The organism is Micromonospora chokoriensis, from assembly GCF_900091505.1.
Taxonomy (GTDB): Bacteria; Actinomycetota; Actinomycetes; order Mycobacteriales; family Micromonosporaceae; genus Micromonospora; species Micromonospora chokoriensis.
The window spans coordinates 6,420,897-6,435,374 of record NZ_LT607409.1 but is presented as its reverse complement, the minus strand read 5'-3'; the positions used below and the strand labels follow the sequence as shown (position 1 = coordinate 6,435,374).

Sequence of the window (14,478 nt, the reverse complement as noted above, 5' to 3'; positions counted from 1 at the left end):
GCCGTGGCGGCCGGTCAGGTGCGTGCTCCGGAGCCGGCCAATGTGGATCATCTCGTACTAGTGTCTGCCGCATGGCCTTGCGACCGGACGAGTTTTACGACCACGCGCTCGCTGCTGCCGACGGCGAACACCGTCTTCCGTTGGCACGCATGACGGGTTGGGACATCAGCCCGTTCGACCCGGACGGACTTCGGGTGGCGCCGTTGCGGCCGCCGGTGCTCCCGGAGCCGGCCCGGCACGGCGAAGACCCGTCGGACTGCGATGCCTGCCGCAAGCGGAACGAGGGGATCTGGTTCAACGAGCGCTGGCGGCTGATCCGGATCAAGGGCGTCGCCGTCCCGCTGGTGCTCATGCTGATGCCGCTCGAGCACCACGACATGGAGGATCTGCCCGACGATCTGGCCGCTGAGCTGGGGTTGTTGAGCACCCGCATCGCACGCCACGTGCAGGCGCTGCCGCACATCTCGCGGGCCCACGTCTATCGCTTCGGAGATGGTGGCGCACACCTGCACGTCTGGTTCTTCGCCCGGCCGGAGGGGCAGGCCCAGTTGTTCGGGTCGTGGTTGGTCGCCTGGGACGACCTGCTGCCGGAGTACCCGTCGGACGTGGCCGACGCCGACGCCGACCTCGTGGCGGACGCGCTGGTCGCGTCCCACGGTGGTCACCGGCTGTCGGACCCGGGGGATAGCGTGCCGGCATGACGAACGCCGAGCTGGCTGAGTTGGTCGTGGCGGATGCCGACGGGTTGCGCACCTGGTTGTCGGCCAACCACACCTCGTCGCCCGGGGTCTGGTTGGCCCTGACCAGGAAGGGCGGCACGGTCACGACGCTGACCTGGCAGCAGGCCGTCGACGAGGGCCTGTGCTTCGGCTGGATCGACGGGCAGGCCCGCAAACGCGACGAGGGGACCTCGTGGATCCGGTTCACCCCACGCCGGCCGCGCAGTTCCTGGTCGCAACGCAACGTGGCGAACGTGGCCCGGCTGGAGGAGTCGGGGCGGATGACGCCGGCCGGGCGGGCCGCGGTGGAGGCGGCGAAGGCGGACGGTCGGTGGGCGGCGGCCTACGCCCCACCGTCGGAGGCGGAGGTGCCGGCCGACCTCCTCGCCGCCGTCGCCGCCGAGCCCGCCGCGCAGGCGATGCTCGACGTGCTCACCAAGGCCAACCGGTTCGCCCTCATCCACCGCCTCAACGCGGTGAAGCGGGTGGAGACCCGCGAGCGGAAGATCGTCGAGTTCGTCGCCATGCTGGCCCGGCACGAGACGTTCCACCCGCAGAAGGCGAGGCCGTTGCCGGCGGGTGAGGGTGTCGTGCCACGGAGCGCCGACGAGCGAACCGATTGACTTTCGATAGGTAACGAGCGAAACTCGATGCATGGTTACAACGCATCGAGCGGTAGCCGCTCTCAGAGTCTTTCTCGTGGTGCTGTTCGGGGTCCTGGTCGTGTTCCAGACCCTCTCGCTGCCCGGCCAGTTCGCGTACATGGCCGAACAGTCGCCGCAGGACGCGCACCTGCGCTGGCCGGCGACCGCCGTGACGGTGTTCTGGGTGCTGTGCGTCCAGGTGGTCATCGTCGCGACGTGGCAGTTGCTCAGCCTGGTCAAGAACGACCGAATCTTCACCGAGGCGTCCCTCAAGTGGGTGGACGCCATCGTCTGGGCGATCGCCGCCGCCTGGGTGGTGCTCGTGGGGGTCTTCCTGTGGGTCGGCTTCAACGCGGACGACCCGGGAGTGCCACTCCTGCTGTTCCTCCTGACGGTGGGCGTCACCGTGCTGGGGCTCCTCATGGTGGTGATGCGAGCGCTGCTGCGGCAGGCCACCACGCTACGGACCGACATGGAAGCGGTGATCTGATGCCCATCGTCGTCCGCATCGACGTCGAGTTGGCCAAGCGCAAGATGAGCGTCGGAGAGTTCGCCGAGCGCGTCGGGCTCACGCCGGCCAACGTGGCGGTGCTCAAGAACGGCCGCGCCAAGGCGGTCCGCTTCAGCACCCTGGAGGCGATGTGTCGGGTGCTCGAATGCCAGCCCGGAGACCTGCTCGAATGGGTGGAGGAGGAAACCCCATGAGGTACGCCCTGATCGCCGTCGTGTTCCTCGGTGTGGCGCTCGGCATCGCCGGCGTCGTACTCGGAGGGGCCGACGACTCCCCGGGTCTCCAGCTCATCGGCGTCGTGCTGGTGATCGGCTCGGTGGTGTTCGGCATCCGCACGGTTCGAAGCGGCAGGTAGCCGCCCGACCCTCCCGTAATAACGATCATGTAACGGGCGCGAACCTTTCCCGGTGGGTGGCCTGTCTTGATGGTCGTCGGCCCGCCAGGGCCAGGGGAGGCGTCGGATGAAGCTGGTGTGGAGACGGGCCCGCGAGGCGCGAGGGCTGCTGGTTGCCGCGGTGATCGCCGCCCTCGTCGCCGTCGCGTTGGTCACCGGGCTGTCTGACTACAACCGGCGGGCGGTGGACGCCGGGCAGCGGGCCCTCGTCGCCGCCTCGCCGGCCGAGGAGCGCGGGCTGCTGGTCAGTGGGTCCGGTGGACGTGACGCGGCGGAGTTCGCGAACCGGGACAAGGCCGTCCGCGCGGAGCTCGCCGACGGGCTCGCCGGCGCCCCGGTCACCGTCGCCGCCGGTCGGTACGGCACCGGACGGGAGCTGACCGGAGACCTCGGGCAGGTTCCCCGCCCGGGCGACGAGCCGGTCTTCGCGAACCTGGCCACGCTCGAGGACCTCGCCGGCCACGCGGAGTTGACCGCCGGAGCGTGGCCCCGCCCCGGCGCGAACCCCGTCGAGGTGAGCCTGCCGGAGCGGGTCGCCGGCACCCTGGGCCTCACCGTCGGCGAACGCATCCCGGTGCGCGACCGGGCCACCGAACGACGCAGCGAACTGGTGCTCGCCGGCACCTGGCGGCCCCGCGACCCGACCGACACGTACTGGCTGCTGGCCCCCGGGGTCGGCGCGGGCAGCGCCGCTTCCGGCACCTCGTACGGGCCGTTCACGCTCGACCCGGCCGACTTCGTCGCCATGTTCCCGGGATCGGTGTCGGCGTCCTGGCTGGCCCAACCGGACCTCGGTGGCGTCGACACCGCCGACCTCCCCGCCGTGCGGCAGGCGCTCACCGAGGCGATCACCGCGGTGCCCGAGGCTGCCCAACTCGGCAGCTCCGGGCAGACCGTGACGAAGATGGAGACGCTGCTGGACCGGATCGGCCGCGCCGACCTGGTGGGCCGTTCCTCGCTGGCGACCCCGCTGCTGCTGATCCTGGTGCTCGGCGGGTACGCGCTGGTGCTGGTCGCAGCCCTCCTGCACGAGGACCGCCGCCCGCAGACCGCGCTGCTGCGTGCCCGCGGCGCCGCCCGCCGGCAGCTGGCCGGACTGGCCGCCCGGGAGGCGACCCTGGTGGTCGCCCCGGCAGCCGTGCTCGGTCCACTGATCGCCGGTGAGGCGCTGCGGTACATCAGACCCGGCGGGTCCGCGTCCCTCTACACCGCCGGCGGCAACACCACACTCGTCTGGGCGGCAGCGGCGGCCACCGCGGCCGGCTGCCTGGTCGCCATGGTCCTCCCGACGCTGCGCGGCGCCGGCACGTACGTGGCCGACATGGCGTCCCGGTCCCGGCCGAACCGGTCGGCGAGCGTCCAACGCGCCAGCGTCGACCTGGTGCTCGTGGCACTCGCCGTACTCGCCTGGGTGCAGCTCCGCCGGTACGCCTCGCCGCTGGCCGGATCAGGCGGCCAGCTCGGGCTCGACCCGTTGCTGGTCGCCGCCCCGACGCTCGGCGTACTGGCCGGTGCCGTGCTGGCGCTGCGGGTGCTCCCGCCGCTCACCCGGTTCGCGGAGCGCTTCGTCGACCGACGCCCCTGGACGGCCACCATGTTCGGCATGTGGCAGGCCGGTCGGCGTCCACACGCCGGCCCGGTCCTGCTGCTCGCCCTCGCCGTCGGCGGCAGCACCCTGGCCTGGTCACTGATCAGCACCGGTGAGCGGTCCCAGGTCGAGCAGGCCGGATACACGGTCGGCGCCGACGTGCGGATCACCGAGCGGGCCGGTGTCGCCCCACCGAACAGGGCTGCTGAGCTCGCCGCGCTGCCGACCGTGGACCGGGTGCTGCCGGCCTGGCGGGACGAGGTCCGGGTCGGCCGGCAGAACCTGCCGGCGACCGTGATCGGTGTCGACCCGGCCAACGCACCCGGTACCGTCCGCCTCGCCGACCGCCTCTCCGACGGGCCGGTCTCGGAGCAGTACCAGCGGATGATCGGCGCGCGGGCGGCAGCCGGGGGCATCGAGCTACCCGAAGGCACCCGCACGATCACCGGAACCGTCCGTACGCCGGTGGCGAACGCGTCCGAACCGCACCAGATCTCGGTGGCGCTGCTGGTCACCAGCACGGAGGGCCTCGCCTTCCGGCTTCCGGCGGTTGCCGCCCCCAGCGACGGGCGGGCCACCCGCTTCACGGTCCAGCTACCCGACGTGGGGGGAGCGCGGCTCCGGGTGGCCGGGTTCGAGGCCGACGGCGGGCGGGTGGCCGGCGACTCGTACGGGTTGCAGGTGAGCGACCTGAAGCTGGTCGACGCGGCCGGCACGGCTCGCCCTGCCGAACTCACCGGTGAGTGGGCGACGACCTGGGCCCGCGGACCGCGCCTTCCGGTGAAGCTGAGCGGCAGCGGATTCGTGACCACCCGCCCGGTGGAACGGCAGCCGGAGTGGGGGCGCATGGACCAGGAGTCGACCCGGTTCGTGGTCGTGCCGGGTCCGAAGGCGGCCGTACCAGTGCTGATGACCCCCCAGGTACGCGAGGCGCTGAGCCTGCGCGTCGGCGACACCGTCGACTTCACGCTCTCCGGGGCGACGGTGCCGGTGCGCCTGATCGGTGAGTTGCGCGCCGTGCCGACCACCACCGCGCCCGGCGTGCTGCTGGACCTGCCCGCGGCGGTCGACACCCTGATCCGTACCGACGGGACGGTGCGACAGGTGCCGGAATGGTGGATCGGAGCCACCGACCCGACGGCCGCCGCCCGGGCGGCCGGTGACCTGCCCGGCGTCACGGTGCTCAACCGGGAGGCGGTCATGGAGGCGGCCGCCGACGACCCGTACTGGCAGGGCTCGCGTACCGGAATGCTCGCCGCCGCGCTCGGCGCGGTGCTGCTGGCCCTCGTCGGCCTGATGGTGGACGTGTGGGCCACCGCCCGTCGGCGGCTCGGCGAGTTCGCGGTGCTGCACACCCTCGGCGCCACACCTCGGTTGATGGCCCGGGCGCTCCTGGCCGAACAGACCTTCCTCGCCGGAATCGGCGTGGGAGTCGGGTTGCTCCTCGGTGCCGCGGTCGGCGCGACCATGGCCCCGCTGGTCATCCTCACCCCGGCCGCCGGCCGACCGATTCCCCCGGCGACGTTCGCGTTGCCCTGGGTTCCGATCGGTCTGACCGCGGTCGGTCTGCTGCTGGCGGCGCTCGCCTTCAGCGCGTTCATCGCCACCGGCATCCGTCAGCGGGTGGCGGCGGTGCAGCTGCGAATCGGGGGAGAACGATGAGCGTCGGCGCGGCCGTCCGGCGGGTCCGGACGTACGGCGGGCAGTTCCTGCTCCTGGCGGTGCTGACCCTGGTGGTCACACTGCTGATCAGCGGGGTGCCCCGACTGGTCAACCGTCTCGCCGAACACGGGCTGCGGGCGCAGCTGGTCAGCGAACCCGCTGCCCGTCGCGACCTGTCGTACAGCACGGGGGTGGTCGACGCGCCCCCCACGGCGACGGTCATGGGCAAGGCCCGGGAACGATTCGACGCCCTGGCCGCGGCGATGCCGCCGCAGGTGCGTTCGACGGTGTCCGAGCAGTGGTACAGCGCGGACATCGCCCCGGCCCGGGTGGTCGGACCGGACCTCACCGCTCGCAACCTGCTGGTCGACCTGGGCCTACGGACCCTGCCCGACATCCAGAACGCCAGCACACTCGTCGACGGGGCGTGGCCCAGCGAGACGTACGTGCCGGACCGGCCGATCGAGGTGGCGCTCGACGTCGACGTGGCCCGCAAACTCAACCTGCGGTCCGGCAGCCAACTGCGCATCGGCAACACCGACGACAAGGGCCGATTCCTCGGCGGCGTCCCGCTGGTGGTGTCCGGGCTGTTCCGCCCGGTCGATCGTGCGAACGGCATCTGGGACGGTCTGCCGCAGCTGCTCCAGATCATCGAACCGGTCGGAGACGGCCAGCCGTTCACCATCGTCGGCGTGGTCGCGCAGTCGACTCTCAACAAACGTGCCGCCGAGGGCTGGCCGGTCCAGTCGAACTGGCGGTACCGCCCGGGCGTCGACGAGATCGACGCACAGAACCTGGACCAGATGATCGACGGCTTGCAGCAGATGCAGCGCGAGAAGCCGGCGGACCTCACGTTGACCCAGGGCATCGACGTTCCGTTGCGTTCGTTCGCCGCCCAGATCAACGCCGCCCGGACCCTGCTCGCGGTGATCGCGGCCGGCGTACTGGCCACCCTGGCGGGACTCATCGTGCTCGCCGCCAGCCTCGCCATCCGCCGGCGTCGCGCCGAGTTCGTGCTGCTGCGTGCCCGTGGTGGCGCGGCCACCGCCGGAGCCCGCCGCAGCCTCGCCGAATCGGTGCTGGTGGTGCCCATCGCGGCCGCGCTCGGCTGGTGGCTGGGCACCCTGTTCCCCGGTGCCCCGGACCCGACCGCGCCGTACGTCATCGGGGCGACAGTGCTCGTCACCCTCGCGCTGCCGCTGGCGACGTTGGCCGTACCGGCCGGTGGGGCGTCCCGACGGGACCTGATCCGGGTACGCCCGTCGGCCCGCCGGCTCACCGTCGAGGTTTCCCTGCTGCTATTGGCCGGGCTCGGCGCGGTGCTGCTGCGCCGACGTGGCCTCACCCCGGGTGAGGTGGACCCGCTGCTGGTGTCGGTGCCGGTGCTGCTCGCGATCGCCGCCGCGGTGCTCGCGCTGCGGGCGTACCCCTGGCCGTTGTTGCTGGTCAGCCGGCTTGCCGCGCGGACCAGGGGCAGCGTCGCCTTCCTCGGCACGGCGCGGGCCGGTCGCGCCGCGGTCGCCGCGCCGCTGGTCGTCGTGGTGCTGGCGATCGGCACCGCCGCGTTCTGCGGTGTCGTCGCCGCCGGGGTCGACGCGAGCCGGGACCGGGCCGCCGAGCGGATCGTGCCGGCCGACGCGGTGATCCGCGGCGAACGCTTCGCCCCGGACACGATCGACGAGCTGGGTCGCCTGCCCGGGGTCCGGGCTGTCACCCGGGTCGTCTACCAGGAGGACGAGCGGCTGGCGTCCGACGAGGTCGGCACCGACGCGCGGCTCGCCCAGACGGACGTGTTGCTGGTCGACGGTTCGGGACTGGACACTGTGGCCCGCGAATCCCAGGTGGACCTGCCGGTGCCGGACGCGGTGCGCACCGCGCGGCCCGGCCCGGGGCCGCTGCCCGCGATCGTCTCACCGGCGGTCGCCGCCGACCTGGCCAAGGCCGGGCTGCGCGATTCCGCCTTCATCTCGGTGCAGGGGCAACGGTACGAGTTCCGGGTGGCCGACACCGAGGACGATTTCCCGCTGGTGTCGGAGAACGCCGATCGCTTCGTGATCCTGCCCTGGCAGGCACTCCCGGAGCGGATCACCACACCCGCGCCGTCCAGCCTGCTGATCGCCGGCGACTCGCTGGACGCGGAGGCGCTGCGCCGGGCCGGCGACCAGGGGCAGGAGCGCTACCAGCGCAACGGTGCCTTCAGTGGTCGGGAACGGCTGATCGGGGTCACCGTCGACACCCGGGAGGACGTCCGCCGGGATCTCGGTGACGGCGGGGCGAACGGCGTGTTGGCGTTCGGGTTCCTGGCCGGCGCCGTCGGCGGCAGCGTGCTCGGGCTGCTCGCCATCGCGTTCACGGTGCTCGCCGGGGCGCGCGCCCGGGGCCAGGTGCTGTCCCGGCTGCGGACCCTCGGCCTGTCCCGCCGACAGTGGCGAGGGCTGCTGCTGGTCGAGTTGACCCCGCTGGTCGCGGTGTCGGTGCTGACCGGTGCGCTGGTCGGCGCGGTGCTGCCCCTGTTGCTCAACCCGGTGCTCGGCCTGTCCGCGTTCACCAGTGGTGTGCCCGTCCAGGTGGCCTTCGAGCCCAGCCTGGTCGCCGCGGTGCTCGCGCTCGGGGCGGTCGCCCTCGGCTTCGCGGTCGCCGTCGAGGCCTTGAACAACCGCCGGTTGCGCCTCGGAGAGGTGCTTCGGCTCGGAGAGGAGAGCTGAGATGACAGCTACCGCCCAGACTCCACTGGTGCCGGACCTGGCCGCCCTGCAACAGCGGGCCGCGCTTCGCGCCGCCGAGCGGGCCGGCGGGCAGGACCGACTGCGTGGCCACATCGTCTGCGACGGCCTGGTGCGTATCTTCAAGACCGAGGGGGTGGAGGTGGTCGCCCTACAGGGGCTCGACCTGGTCATCGACCGGGGCGAGCTGGTGGCGATCGTCGGTGCGTCCGGCTCGGGCAAGTCGACACTGCTGAACATCCTCTCCGGTCTGGACACGCCGACCGCCGGCATCGCCCGGGTGGCCGACTACGACCTGCTCTCGCTGTCCACCAAGCGGCGGCTGAGCTACCGGCGGGAGCTGGTCGGGTTCGTCTGGCAGCAGACCGGTCGCAACCTGCTGCCGTACCTCAACGCACGGGAGAACGTCGAGCTGCCGATGGAGCTGGCCGGCAAGCTGGGCCGTAAGGCCCGCCGGCAGCGGGCTGCCGAACTGCTCGACATGGTCGGCGTGGGCTACTGCGCCGACCGGCGGCCGGGGCAGCTCAGCGGCGGCGAACAGCAGCGGGTCGCGGTCGCGGTCGCAGTCGCCAACGACCCGGAGGTGCTCTTCGCCGACGAGCCGACCGGCGAGTTGGACGAGGCGACCGGCGCGGACGTCTTCGGGGCGCTGCGCACCATCAACGCCGAGCTGGGCGTGACCATCGTGGTCGTCACCCACGACCACGCCGTGGCCACGCAGGTCCGCCGGACCGTCGCGATCCGCGACGGCCGGACCGCCTCCGAGGTACGCCGGACCGCCCGGATCGGCGCGGACGGCAACACCGAGCTGGTCAGCGAGGAGTACGCGGTGCTGGACCGCAACGGCCGGATGCAGCTACCGGCGGCGTTCGTCGACGCGCTGTCGCTGAAGGAACGGGTTCGGCTCGACCTGGAGCCGGACCATGTGCAGGTACGGCCCGGTGACCGGGCTTCGGACGAGCGGGGGGCACGGGCATGAGCCGTCGGGACGTGGTGATGACCGGCGCGGGCGGTGTCGGCGGCGTGCCCGCGGCGCAGCCCGGCGAGGTGGTCCGGGTCAGTGGGGTGAGCCGGACCTTCGGCCGGGGCGAACGCGCCGTGCACGCCGTGCGGGACGTCTCGTTCACGGCCCACCAGGGCGAGCTGGTCGCCGTCCGGGGCCGGTCCGGCGCCGGCAAGACCACCCTGCTGAACATGGTCGGCGGGCTGGACCGGCCGGACACCGGTCAGGTGGTGGTGGCCGGGCACGACGTCACCTCGGCCGGTGAGGCGGAGCTGTTGCGGCTGCGCCGTGGCACGGTCGGGTTCGTGTTCCAGACCTTCGGGCTGGTGCCGATCCTCTCCGCCGCCGAGAACGTGGGCGTGCCGCTGCGACTCGCGCAGGTGCCGGCCGCCGAGCGGGAGGAACGCGTCGCGGTGCTGCTGGAGCTGGTCGGCCTGGGCGGTCACATGGCGCAACGCCCGTACGAGCTGTCCGGCGGGCAGCAGCAGCGGGTCGCGGTGGCCCGCGCGTTGGCCAACGAGCCGGACCTGCTCATCGCCGACGAGCCCACCGGTCAGCTCGACTCGGAGACCGGTCGGTCCATCATGGACCTGCTGCGCGCGGTGGTGCACGCCCGCGGCATGACGGCGCTGGTCGCCACGCACGACCCGGCCCTGATCGACCTCGCCGACCGGGTGCTCGTCCTGCGCGACGGTCGCCTGGTCGAAGGCTGACCGACGGCACCGGCTGACGGCGGTGGCGGCTGTTCGGTCCGGCCGGCGCGGTGGCGGTGGCGGCTGTTCGGTCCGGCCGGCGCGGTGGCGGGCGCGGGCGGATGGTATCCGCGCTCGCTGTGGACCTGATGTCGTAAACGAATCGGGGGCGGTGAATCGTTTACGACATCAGGTCCACAGTGTCCGGGTAGGGGGTGCTGCCCGGGGCCGGCGTTAGTGCCGACCCGCGCGGTCAGAGCCGGTCGCTGCCGGGCCGGTCGCCTCCGAGCTGTGTGGTGGGAGGCGCCGACGACCAGGAGAACAGCGACACTGATCCCGGCTCCGGTCAGAGGGCCAGTTTCATGCCCTCGTGACTGGCCACGAAGCCGAGACCCAGGTAGAAGCGGTGCGCATCCTCGCGGGTCTTGTCCGTGGTGAGCTGCACCAGGGCACAGCCGCGCTCGCGGGCCTGGTCGATCGCCCAGGTCACCAGGTCGCGGCCCAGCCCCTGACCGCGACGGTCGGAGCGGATCCGGACCGACTCGATCAGCGACCGCTCGCTGCCGTGCCGGCCGAGGCCGGGGATGTAGGTGATCTGTAGGCAGCCGACCAGTTCACCGTTCTGCTCGGCCACGACGAGGTGGTTGCGCGGGTCCGCGCTGATGTCCGCGAACGCCTTCTCGTAGGCCTCGTCGACAGTGGTGAAATCGCGGGCCTTACCCAGCACGTCGTCGGCGAGCAGGGCGATGATGCCGGGCAGGTCCGCCCGGACCGCCTCCCGGAAGATCACGTCGGTCATGCCCGTGAGCGTGGCACACCGGTCACTTCGCCGGGCAACGCAGGCCCTCCCGGGGGACGGTCAGGTCGAGCAGGTACGCGTCGACCGCGTCGGTGATGCAGGACGTCTGCGGGTAGGCGGTGTGCCCCTCGCCCTCCCAGGTGAGCACCCGGCCGACGCCCAGCATGGAGGCGAGCCGTGGGGTCTGCTCGTAGGGCGTCGCCGGATCGCCGGTGGTGCCGACCACCACGATCGGGGGTGCGCCGTTCGCCTTGCCGGTCGGGTACGGGTCACGCCCGCCCGGCCACTCGACGCAGCTCAGCATGCCCACCGCCAGAGCCGGCCCGAACAGCGGATATTTGCCACGCCACTCCGACTGCAACTGCCGGATCTGCTCCCGGCTCGGCTTCTCGGTCTCGTCCGCGCAGTTGATCGCCAGGTTGGCGTCGAACAGGTTGGAGTAGTGCCCGTCGTCCTCCCGGCCGGCGTACGAGTCGGCGAGCCGGAACACGTCCTTCGGGTCGCCCTCGGCGAGCTTGTCGATCGCCTGGGCCAGCTCCTGCCAACCGGACTCGGTGTAGAGCGAGGAGATGACGGCGTAGAACACCCAGCCGGCGGTGGCCTCCCGCCCGTCGTCGCCGCGTACCGGGGAGACCTTGGCCTTGTCGATGGCCGAGGTGACAGCGGCGCGGGCGTCCGGGGCGATCGGGCAGCGGCCGGCGTTCGCCGCGCACCAGCGGGTGAAGTTCGTGAAGGCCCGTTCGAAGCCGCGGGCCTGGCTCTCCGAACCCTCCACCAGCCGCTGCTGCGGGTCGACCGCGCCGTCGAGCACCAGCGCCCGCACCCGCTGCGGGTAGAGCTGGGCGTACGTGGCGCCGAGCAGGGTGCCGTAGGAGTAGCCGAGGTAGGTGAGCTTGTCGTCGCCCACGGCGGCGCGCACCGCGTCCATGTCGCGGGCGGCCTGCTCGGTGCCGTACAGGGGCAACTGGTCGCCGTACCGGTCGCCGCAGCCGCGCCCGATCCGCTGGCTCAGACCGACGAAGTCCTCGAACGCCCGCTGACTCGTCGGGTCCGGGTCGAAGCCGAAGCTGGCGTCCAGGTCGGCGTCGGAGATGCACTTCACCGGGCTGGACCGGGACACCCCGCGCGGGTCGAAGCCGACGATGTCGAAGCGGTCGGTGATCGAGGTGGGCAGCCCGCCGAACTGGGTGCCGAAGGACAGGTAGACGGCGGTGTCGACGCCGGACCCGCCCGGGCCGCCCGGGTTGACCACCAACGAGCCGATCCGGTCGCGCTGTTTGGTGGACCGGGCGCGCAGCAGGGCGATCTCGAAGGTCTGCCCGGCGCCCGGGCCGGCCGTCGCCCCGGCGCCGGTGCCCCAGTCGCGCGGCACCGCGATCCGGGCGCACTCGTAGCGCATGTCCGGAGCGCCACGCCCGACCAGCTCGTCGGGCACCTCCGGGCAGGGCCGCCAGGTCGGCGCGCTGCCGGTCGGCGCGGCCTCGCCCTGCGCCTCGGTGCGCGGCGCGAACGCCGGCAGGGTGCAGCCGGCGGTGAGGAGCGCGGCGACGACGAAGGCGGCAAGGGTGCGCCGGGCCCGGCGACGGGACGCCATCCGAGAGCGGTCGGCGGTGCGGGTCACGTGATCCTCCGAGGTCGGGTCGACGGCCAGGCTACGCCGAGCCGGTGGCGGCCCGGTCCACGGTGGCCGTCGGGTCGCCGCGCAGCACCTGGTCCACATCGAAGCGGATCGGGCGGTCGAGCTGGTCGTAGCGGCAGGACCGGGGATCGCGGTCCGGGCGCCAGCGGACGAACTGGGCGGTGTGCCGGAACCGCTCACCCTCCATCGCGTCGTAGCCCACCTCGACCACCAACTCCGGACGCACCGGCTCCCACTCCAGGTTCTTCGTGCCGGTCCACCGGCTCACGCCACCCGGGATGCGTTGGCCGCGTTCGTGGTCGCCGTGCACCCACGGGTGCTCGCCGCCGATGTCCCGGTAGGGCGCCAACTCGTCGAGCAGCTCGGCCCGCCGGGCCATGCTGAACGACGCGCTGACCCCCACGTGGTGCAGGACCCCGGAGTCGTCGTAGAGGCCGAGCAGCAGCGAGCCCACCACCGGGCCGGACTTGTGCCAGCGGAAACCGGCCACCACGGCGTCGGCGGTGCGGGAGTGCTTGACCTTGAACATGAGCCGTTTGCCCGGCTCGTACGGCAGGTCGGCCGGCTTGACGATCAACCCGTCCAGCCCGGCGCCCTCGAAGACGTCGAACCACCGACGCGCGGTCTCCGGATCGGTGGTGACCTGGGTGACGTGCACCGGCGGTCGCACCCCGGCCAGCGCCTCGACCAGCCGCTCCCGACGGCGCGGGTAGGGCTGGTCGAGCAGCGCCTCGTCACCGATCGCCAACAGGTCGAACGCCACGAAGTCGGCCGGAGTGGTCTCGGCCAGCATCTTGACCCGGGACGCTGCCGGGTGCACGCGCTGGGCCAGCAGCTCGAAATCCAGCCGGGGCTGGCCACTCGGCCCGTCGCGCCGGATCACGATCAGCTCACCGTCGACGGCGCACCGCTCGGGCAGCTGCCGTCGGGCCTGCTCGACCACCTCGGGGAAGTAACGGGTCATCGACTTGCCGCCGCGGCTGGCCAGCTCCACCTCGTCGCCGTCGCGGAACACGATGCACCGGAAACCGTCCCACTTGGGCTCGTAGGTCACCCCGGGCGTGGCGGGCAGCTTGGCGACGCTCTTGGCCAGCATCGGCTCGACCGGAGGGTTGATCGGCAGGTCCACGGCGACCAGTCAATCAGACGGTACCGACAGCCGTGAGGCAGATCACCGTCGGTCGCGGGGCGGCGTGTCCGCCGCTGCGCCTCCTCGTCCTGACCGACCGAATTGAATAACCGCAGGTCAGAGCTACTTTCGCGAGGTGTCCGAGTGGGTTTGTGACTGCTGCGGGCGGTGGCGGGTGAGCGTCGAGCTGATCCGGGGCCGCTACCGCTACCGACTGACCCGCCGTTACCCGGAACGGTTCGGCGGCGGACGCAACGTGCTCGGCGAGGTCGCTTCGGTGCCGGAGCTGGAGGAACTGCTGCGTCGGCGTACCCCGTTGAGCCTGGCCGACCTGCGCGAAGCCGCCTGATCCCACCCGCCCGCTGTCGGACGGCCGGGAGGATGACCGACCACCCGGCGGATTCCGGCGTCACGATCCACCCGGCAGCCTCGTCTGTATGCGGAGCGTGCGCCGGACGGCGTCGCCGGGGGAGGGGGACGCGATGCGGTTCGAGGCCGACACGGAGATCGACGCCGACGTCGAACAGGTCTGGGCGGTGCTCGTCGACGTGCCACGCTGGCCGGAGTGGACGGCCTCGGTGTCCCGCGCCGAGCGTGGCGAGCCGGGACCGCTCGCCGTCGGCGCGACCGCACGACTGACCCAGCCGAAGCTGCGGCCGGCGGTGTGGCGGGTCACCGAGCTGACCGAGCGGCAGGGGTTCGTCTGGGTCTCCGACACGGCGGGCGTGCGGACCACGGCGGAGCACCGGCTGGTGCCGCTGCCCGACGGGCGCACCCGCGTCGAGCTCGCCGTCGACCAGTCCGGGCCGCTGGCCGGCCTGATCGGCCGGCTGTGCGGCGGGATGCTCCGCCGCTACGTGCGGATGGAGGCCGACGGGCTCAGGCGTCGCAGCGAGCAGGGCTGACCGCCGCCGACCGGCGGCCCGGCCACGCGCGCGTTCAGCGTTCCGGACCGCTGGTTCACCAGTGCCGGCG

The 14,478-nt window shown here is 72.6% G+C and carries 14 protein-coding genes; 11 read left to right on the top strand and 3 right to left on the bottom strand.

The annotated features are described in order from the left end of the window. Positions 1-71 precede the first annotated feature (71 nt). From GA0070612_RS29145 to GA0070612_RS29110, 9 genes are all read left to right on the top strand, one after another. A complete protein-coding gene (locus GA0070612_RS29145; protein WP_088990829.1) occupies positions 72-701 on the top strand; it encodes a hypothetical protein in 630 nt (209 codons plus the stop codon). Continuing rightward, a complete protein-coding gene (locus GA0070612_RS29140; protein ID WP_088990828.1) occupies positions 698-1,342 on the top strand; it encodes a YdeI/OmpD-associated family protein in 645 nt (214 codons plus the stop codon). The genes GA0070612_RS29145 and GA0070612_RS29140 overlap by 4 nt, the downstream gene beginning before the upstream one ends. Positions 1,343-1,418: 76 nt before the next feature. Next, entirely contained in the window at positions 1,419-1,853 is a 435-nt protein-coding gene (locus GA0070612_RS29135; protein ID WP_231924382.1) for a DUF2975 domain-containing protein, read from the top strand. After that, positions 1,853-2,068 (top strand): helix-turn-helix domain-containing protein, encoded by a 216-nt coding sequence (locus GA0070612_RS29130; RefSeq protein WP_030488645.1) that lies wholly within the window; start codon positions 1,853-1,855, stop codon positions 2,066-2,068. The genes GA0070612_RS29135 and GA0070612_RS29130 overlap by 1 nt, the downstream gene beginning before the upstream one ends. Continuing rightward, positions 2,065-2,229 (top strand): hypothetical protein, encoded by a 165-nt coding sequence (locus GA0070612_RS32040; RefSeq protein WP_167393685.1) that lies wholly within the window; start codon positions 2,065-2,067, stop codon positions 2,227-2,229. Before GA0070612_RS29130 ends, GA0070612_RS32040 begins: the two co-directional genes overlap by 4 nt. Positions 2,230-2,335: 106 nt before the next feature. Continuing rightward, positions 2,336-5,518, top strand: a complete 3,183-nt coding sequence (locus GA0070612_RS29125; RefSeq protein WP_088990826.1) for an ABC transporter permease — start codon at positions 2,336-2,338, stop codon at positions 5,516-5,518. After that, positions 5,515-8,223: an FtsX-like permease family protein gene (locus GA0070612_RS29120; RefSeq protein ID WP_088990825.1), complete on the top strand. Its 2,709-nt coding sequence runs from the start codon at positions 5,515-5,517 to the stop codon at positions 8,221-8,223. Before GA0070612_RS29125 ends, GA0070612_RS29120 begins: the two co-directional genes overlap by 4 nt. A 1-nt stretch (position 8,224) precedes the next feature. Continuing rightward, positions 8,225-9,220, top strand: coding sequence for an ABC transporter ATP-binding protein (locus GA0070612_RS29115; protein ID WP_088990824.1), 996 nt, complete (start codon positions 8,225-8,227; stop codon positions 9,218-9,220). Positions 9,221-9,237: 17 nt separating this feature from the next. Next, complete coding sequence (locus GA0070612_RS29110) at positions 9,238-9,957, top strand: ABC transporter ATP-binding protein (protein ID WP_088991843.1); 720 nt, start codon at positions 9,238-9,240, stop codon at positions 9,955-9,957. A 325-nt stretch (positions 9,958-10,282) separates the two neighbouring features. On the opposite strand, the gene GA0070612_RS29105 is transcribed toward GA0070612_RS29110, so the two are convergent. Genes GA0070612_RS29105 through GA0070612_RS29095 form a run of 3 tightly spaced genes read right to left on the bottom strand, consistent with a single transcriptional unit; the run spans position 10,283 to position 13,503 of the window. Then, entirely contained in the window at positions 10,283-10,735 is a 453-nt protein-coding gene (locus GA0070612_RS29105; RefSeq protein ID WP_088990823.1) for a GNAT family N-acetyltransferase, read from the bottom strand. A gap of 22 nt (positions 10,736-10,757) precedes the next feature. After that, positions 10,758-12,329, bottom strand: coding sequence for an alpha/beta hydrolase (locus GA0070612_RS29100; RefSeq protein ID WP_088991842.1), 1,572 nt, complete (start codon positions 12,327-12,329; stop codon positions 10,758-10,760). A gap of 58 nt (positions 12,330-12,387) precedes the next feature. Then, on the bottom strand, positions 12,388-13,503 hold the full coding sequence (locus GA0070612_RS29095) for an ATP-dependent DNA ligase (protein ID WP_088990822.1): 1,116 nt from the start codon (positions 13,501-13,503) through the stop codon (positions 12,388-12,390). Between the two features lie 136 nt (positions 13,504-13,639). Here GA0070612_RS29095 and GA0070612_RS29090 point away from each other — a divergent pair, with 136 nt between their 5' ends. Then, complete coding sequence (locus tag GA0070612_RS29090; protein ID WP_088990821.1) at positions 13,640-13,852, top strand: hypothetical protein; 213 nt, start codon at positions 13,640-13,642, stop codon at positions 13,850-13,852. A gap of 88 nt (positions 13,853-13,940) precedes the next feature. Continuing rightward, the gene (locus tag GA0070612_RS29085; protein WP_231924381.1) at positions 13,941-14,408 is read left to right on the top strand and encodes an SRPBCC family protein; all 468 of its coding nucleotides are present in this window, start codon (positions 13,941-13,943) and stop codon (positions 14,406-14,408) included. Positions 14,409-14,478 lie beyond the last annotated feature (70 nt).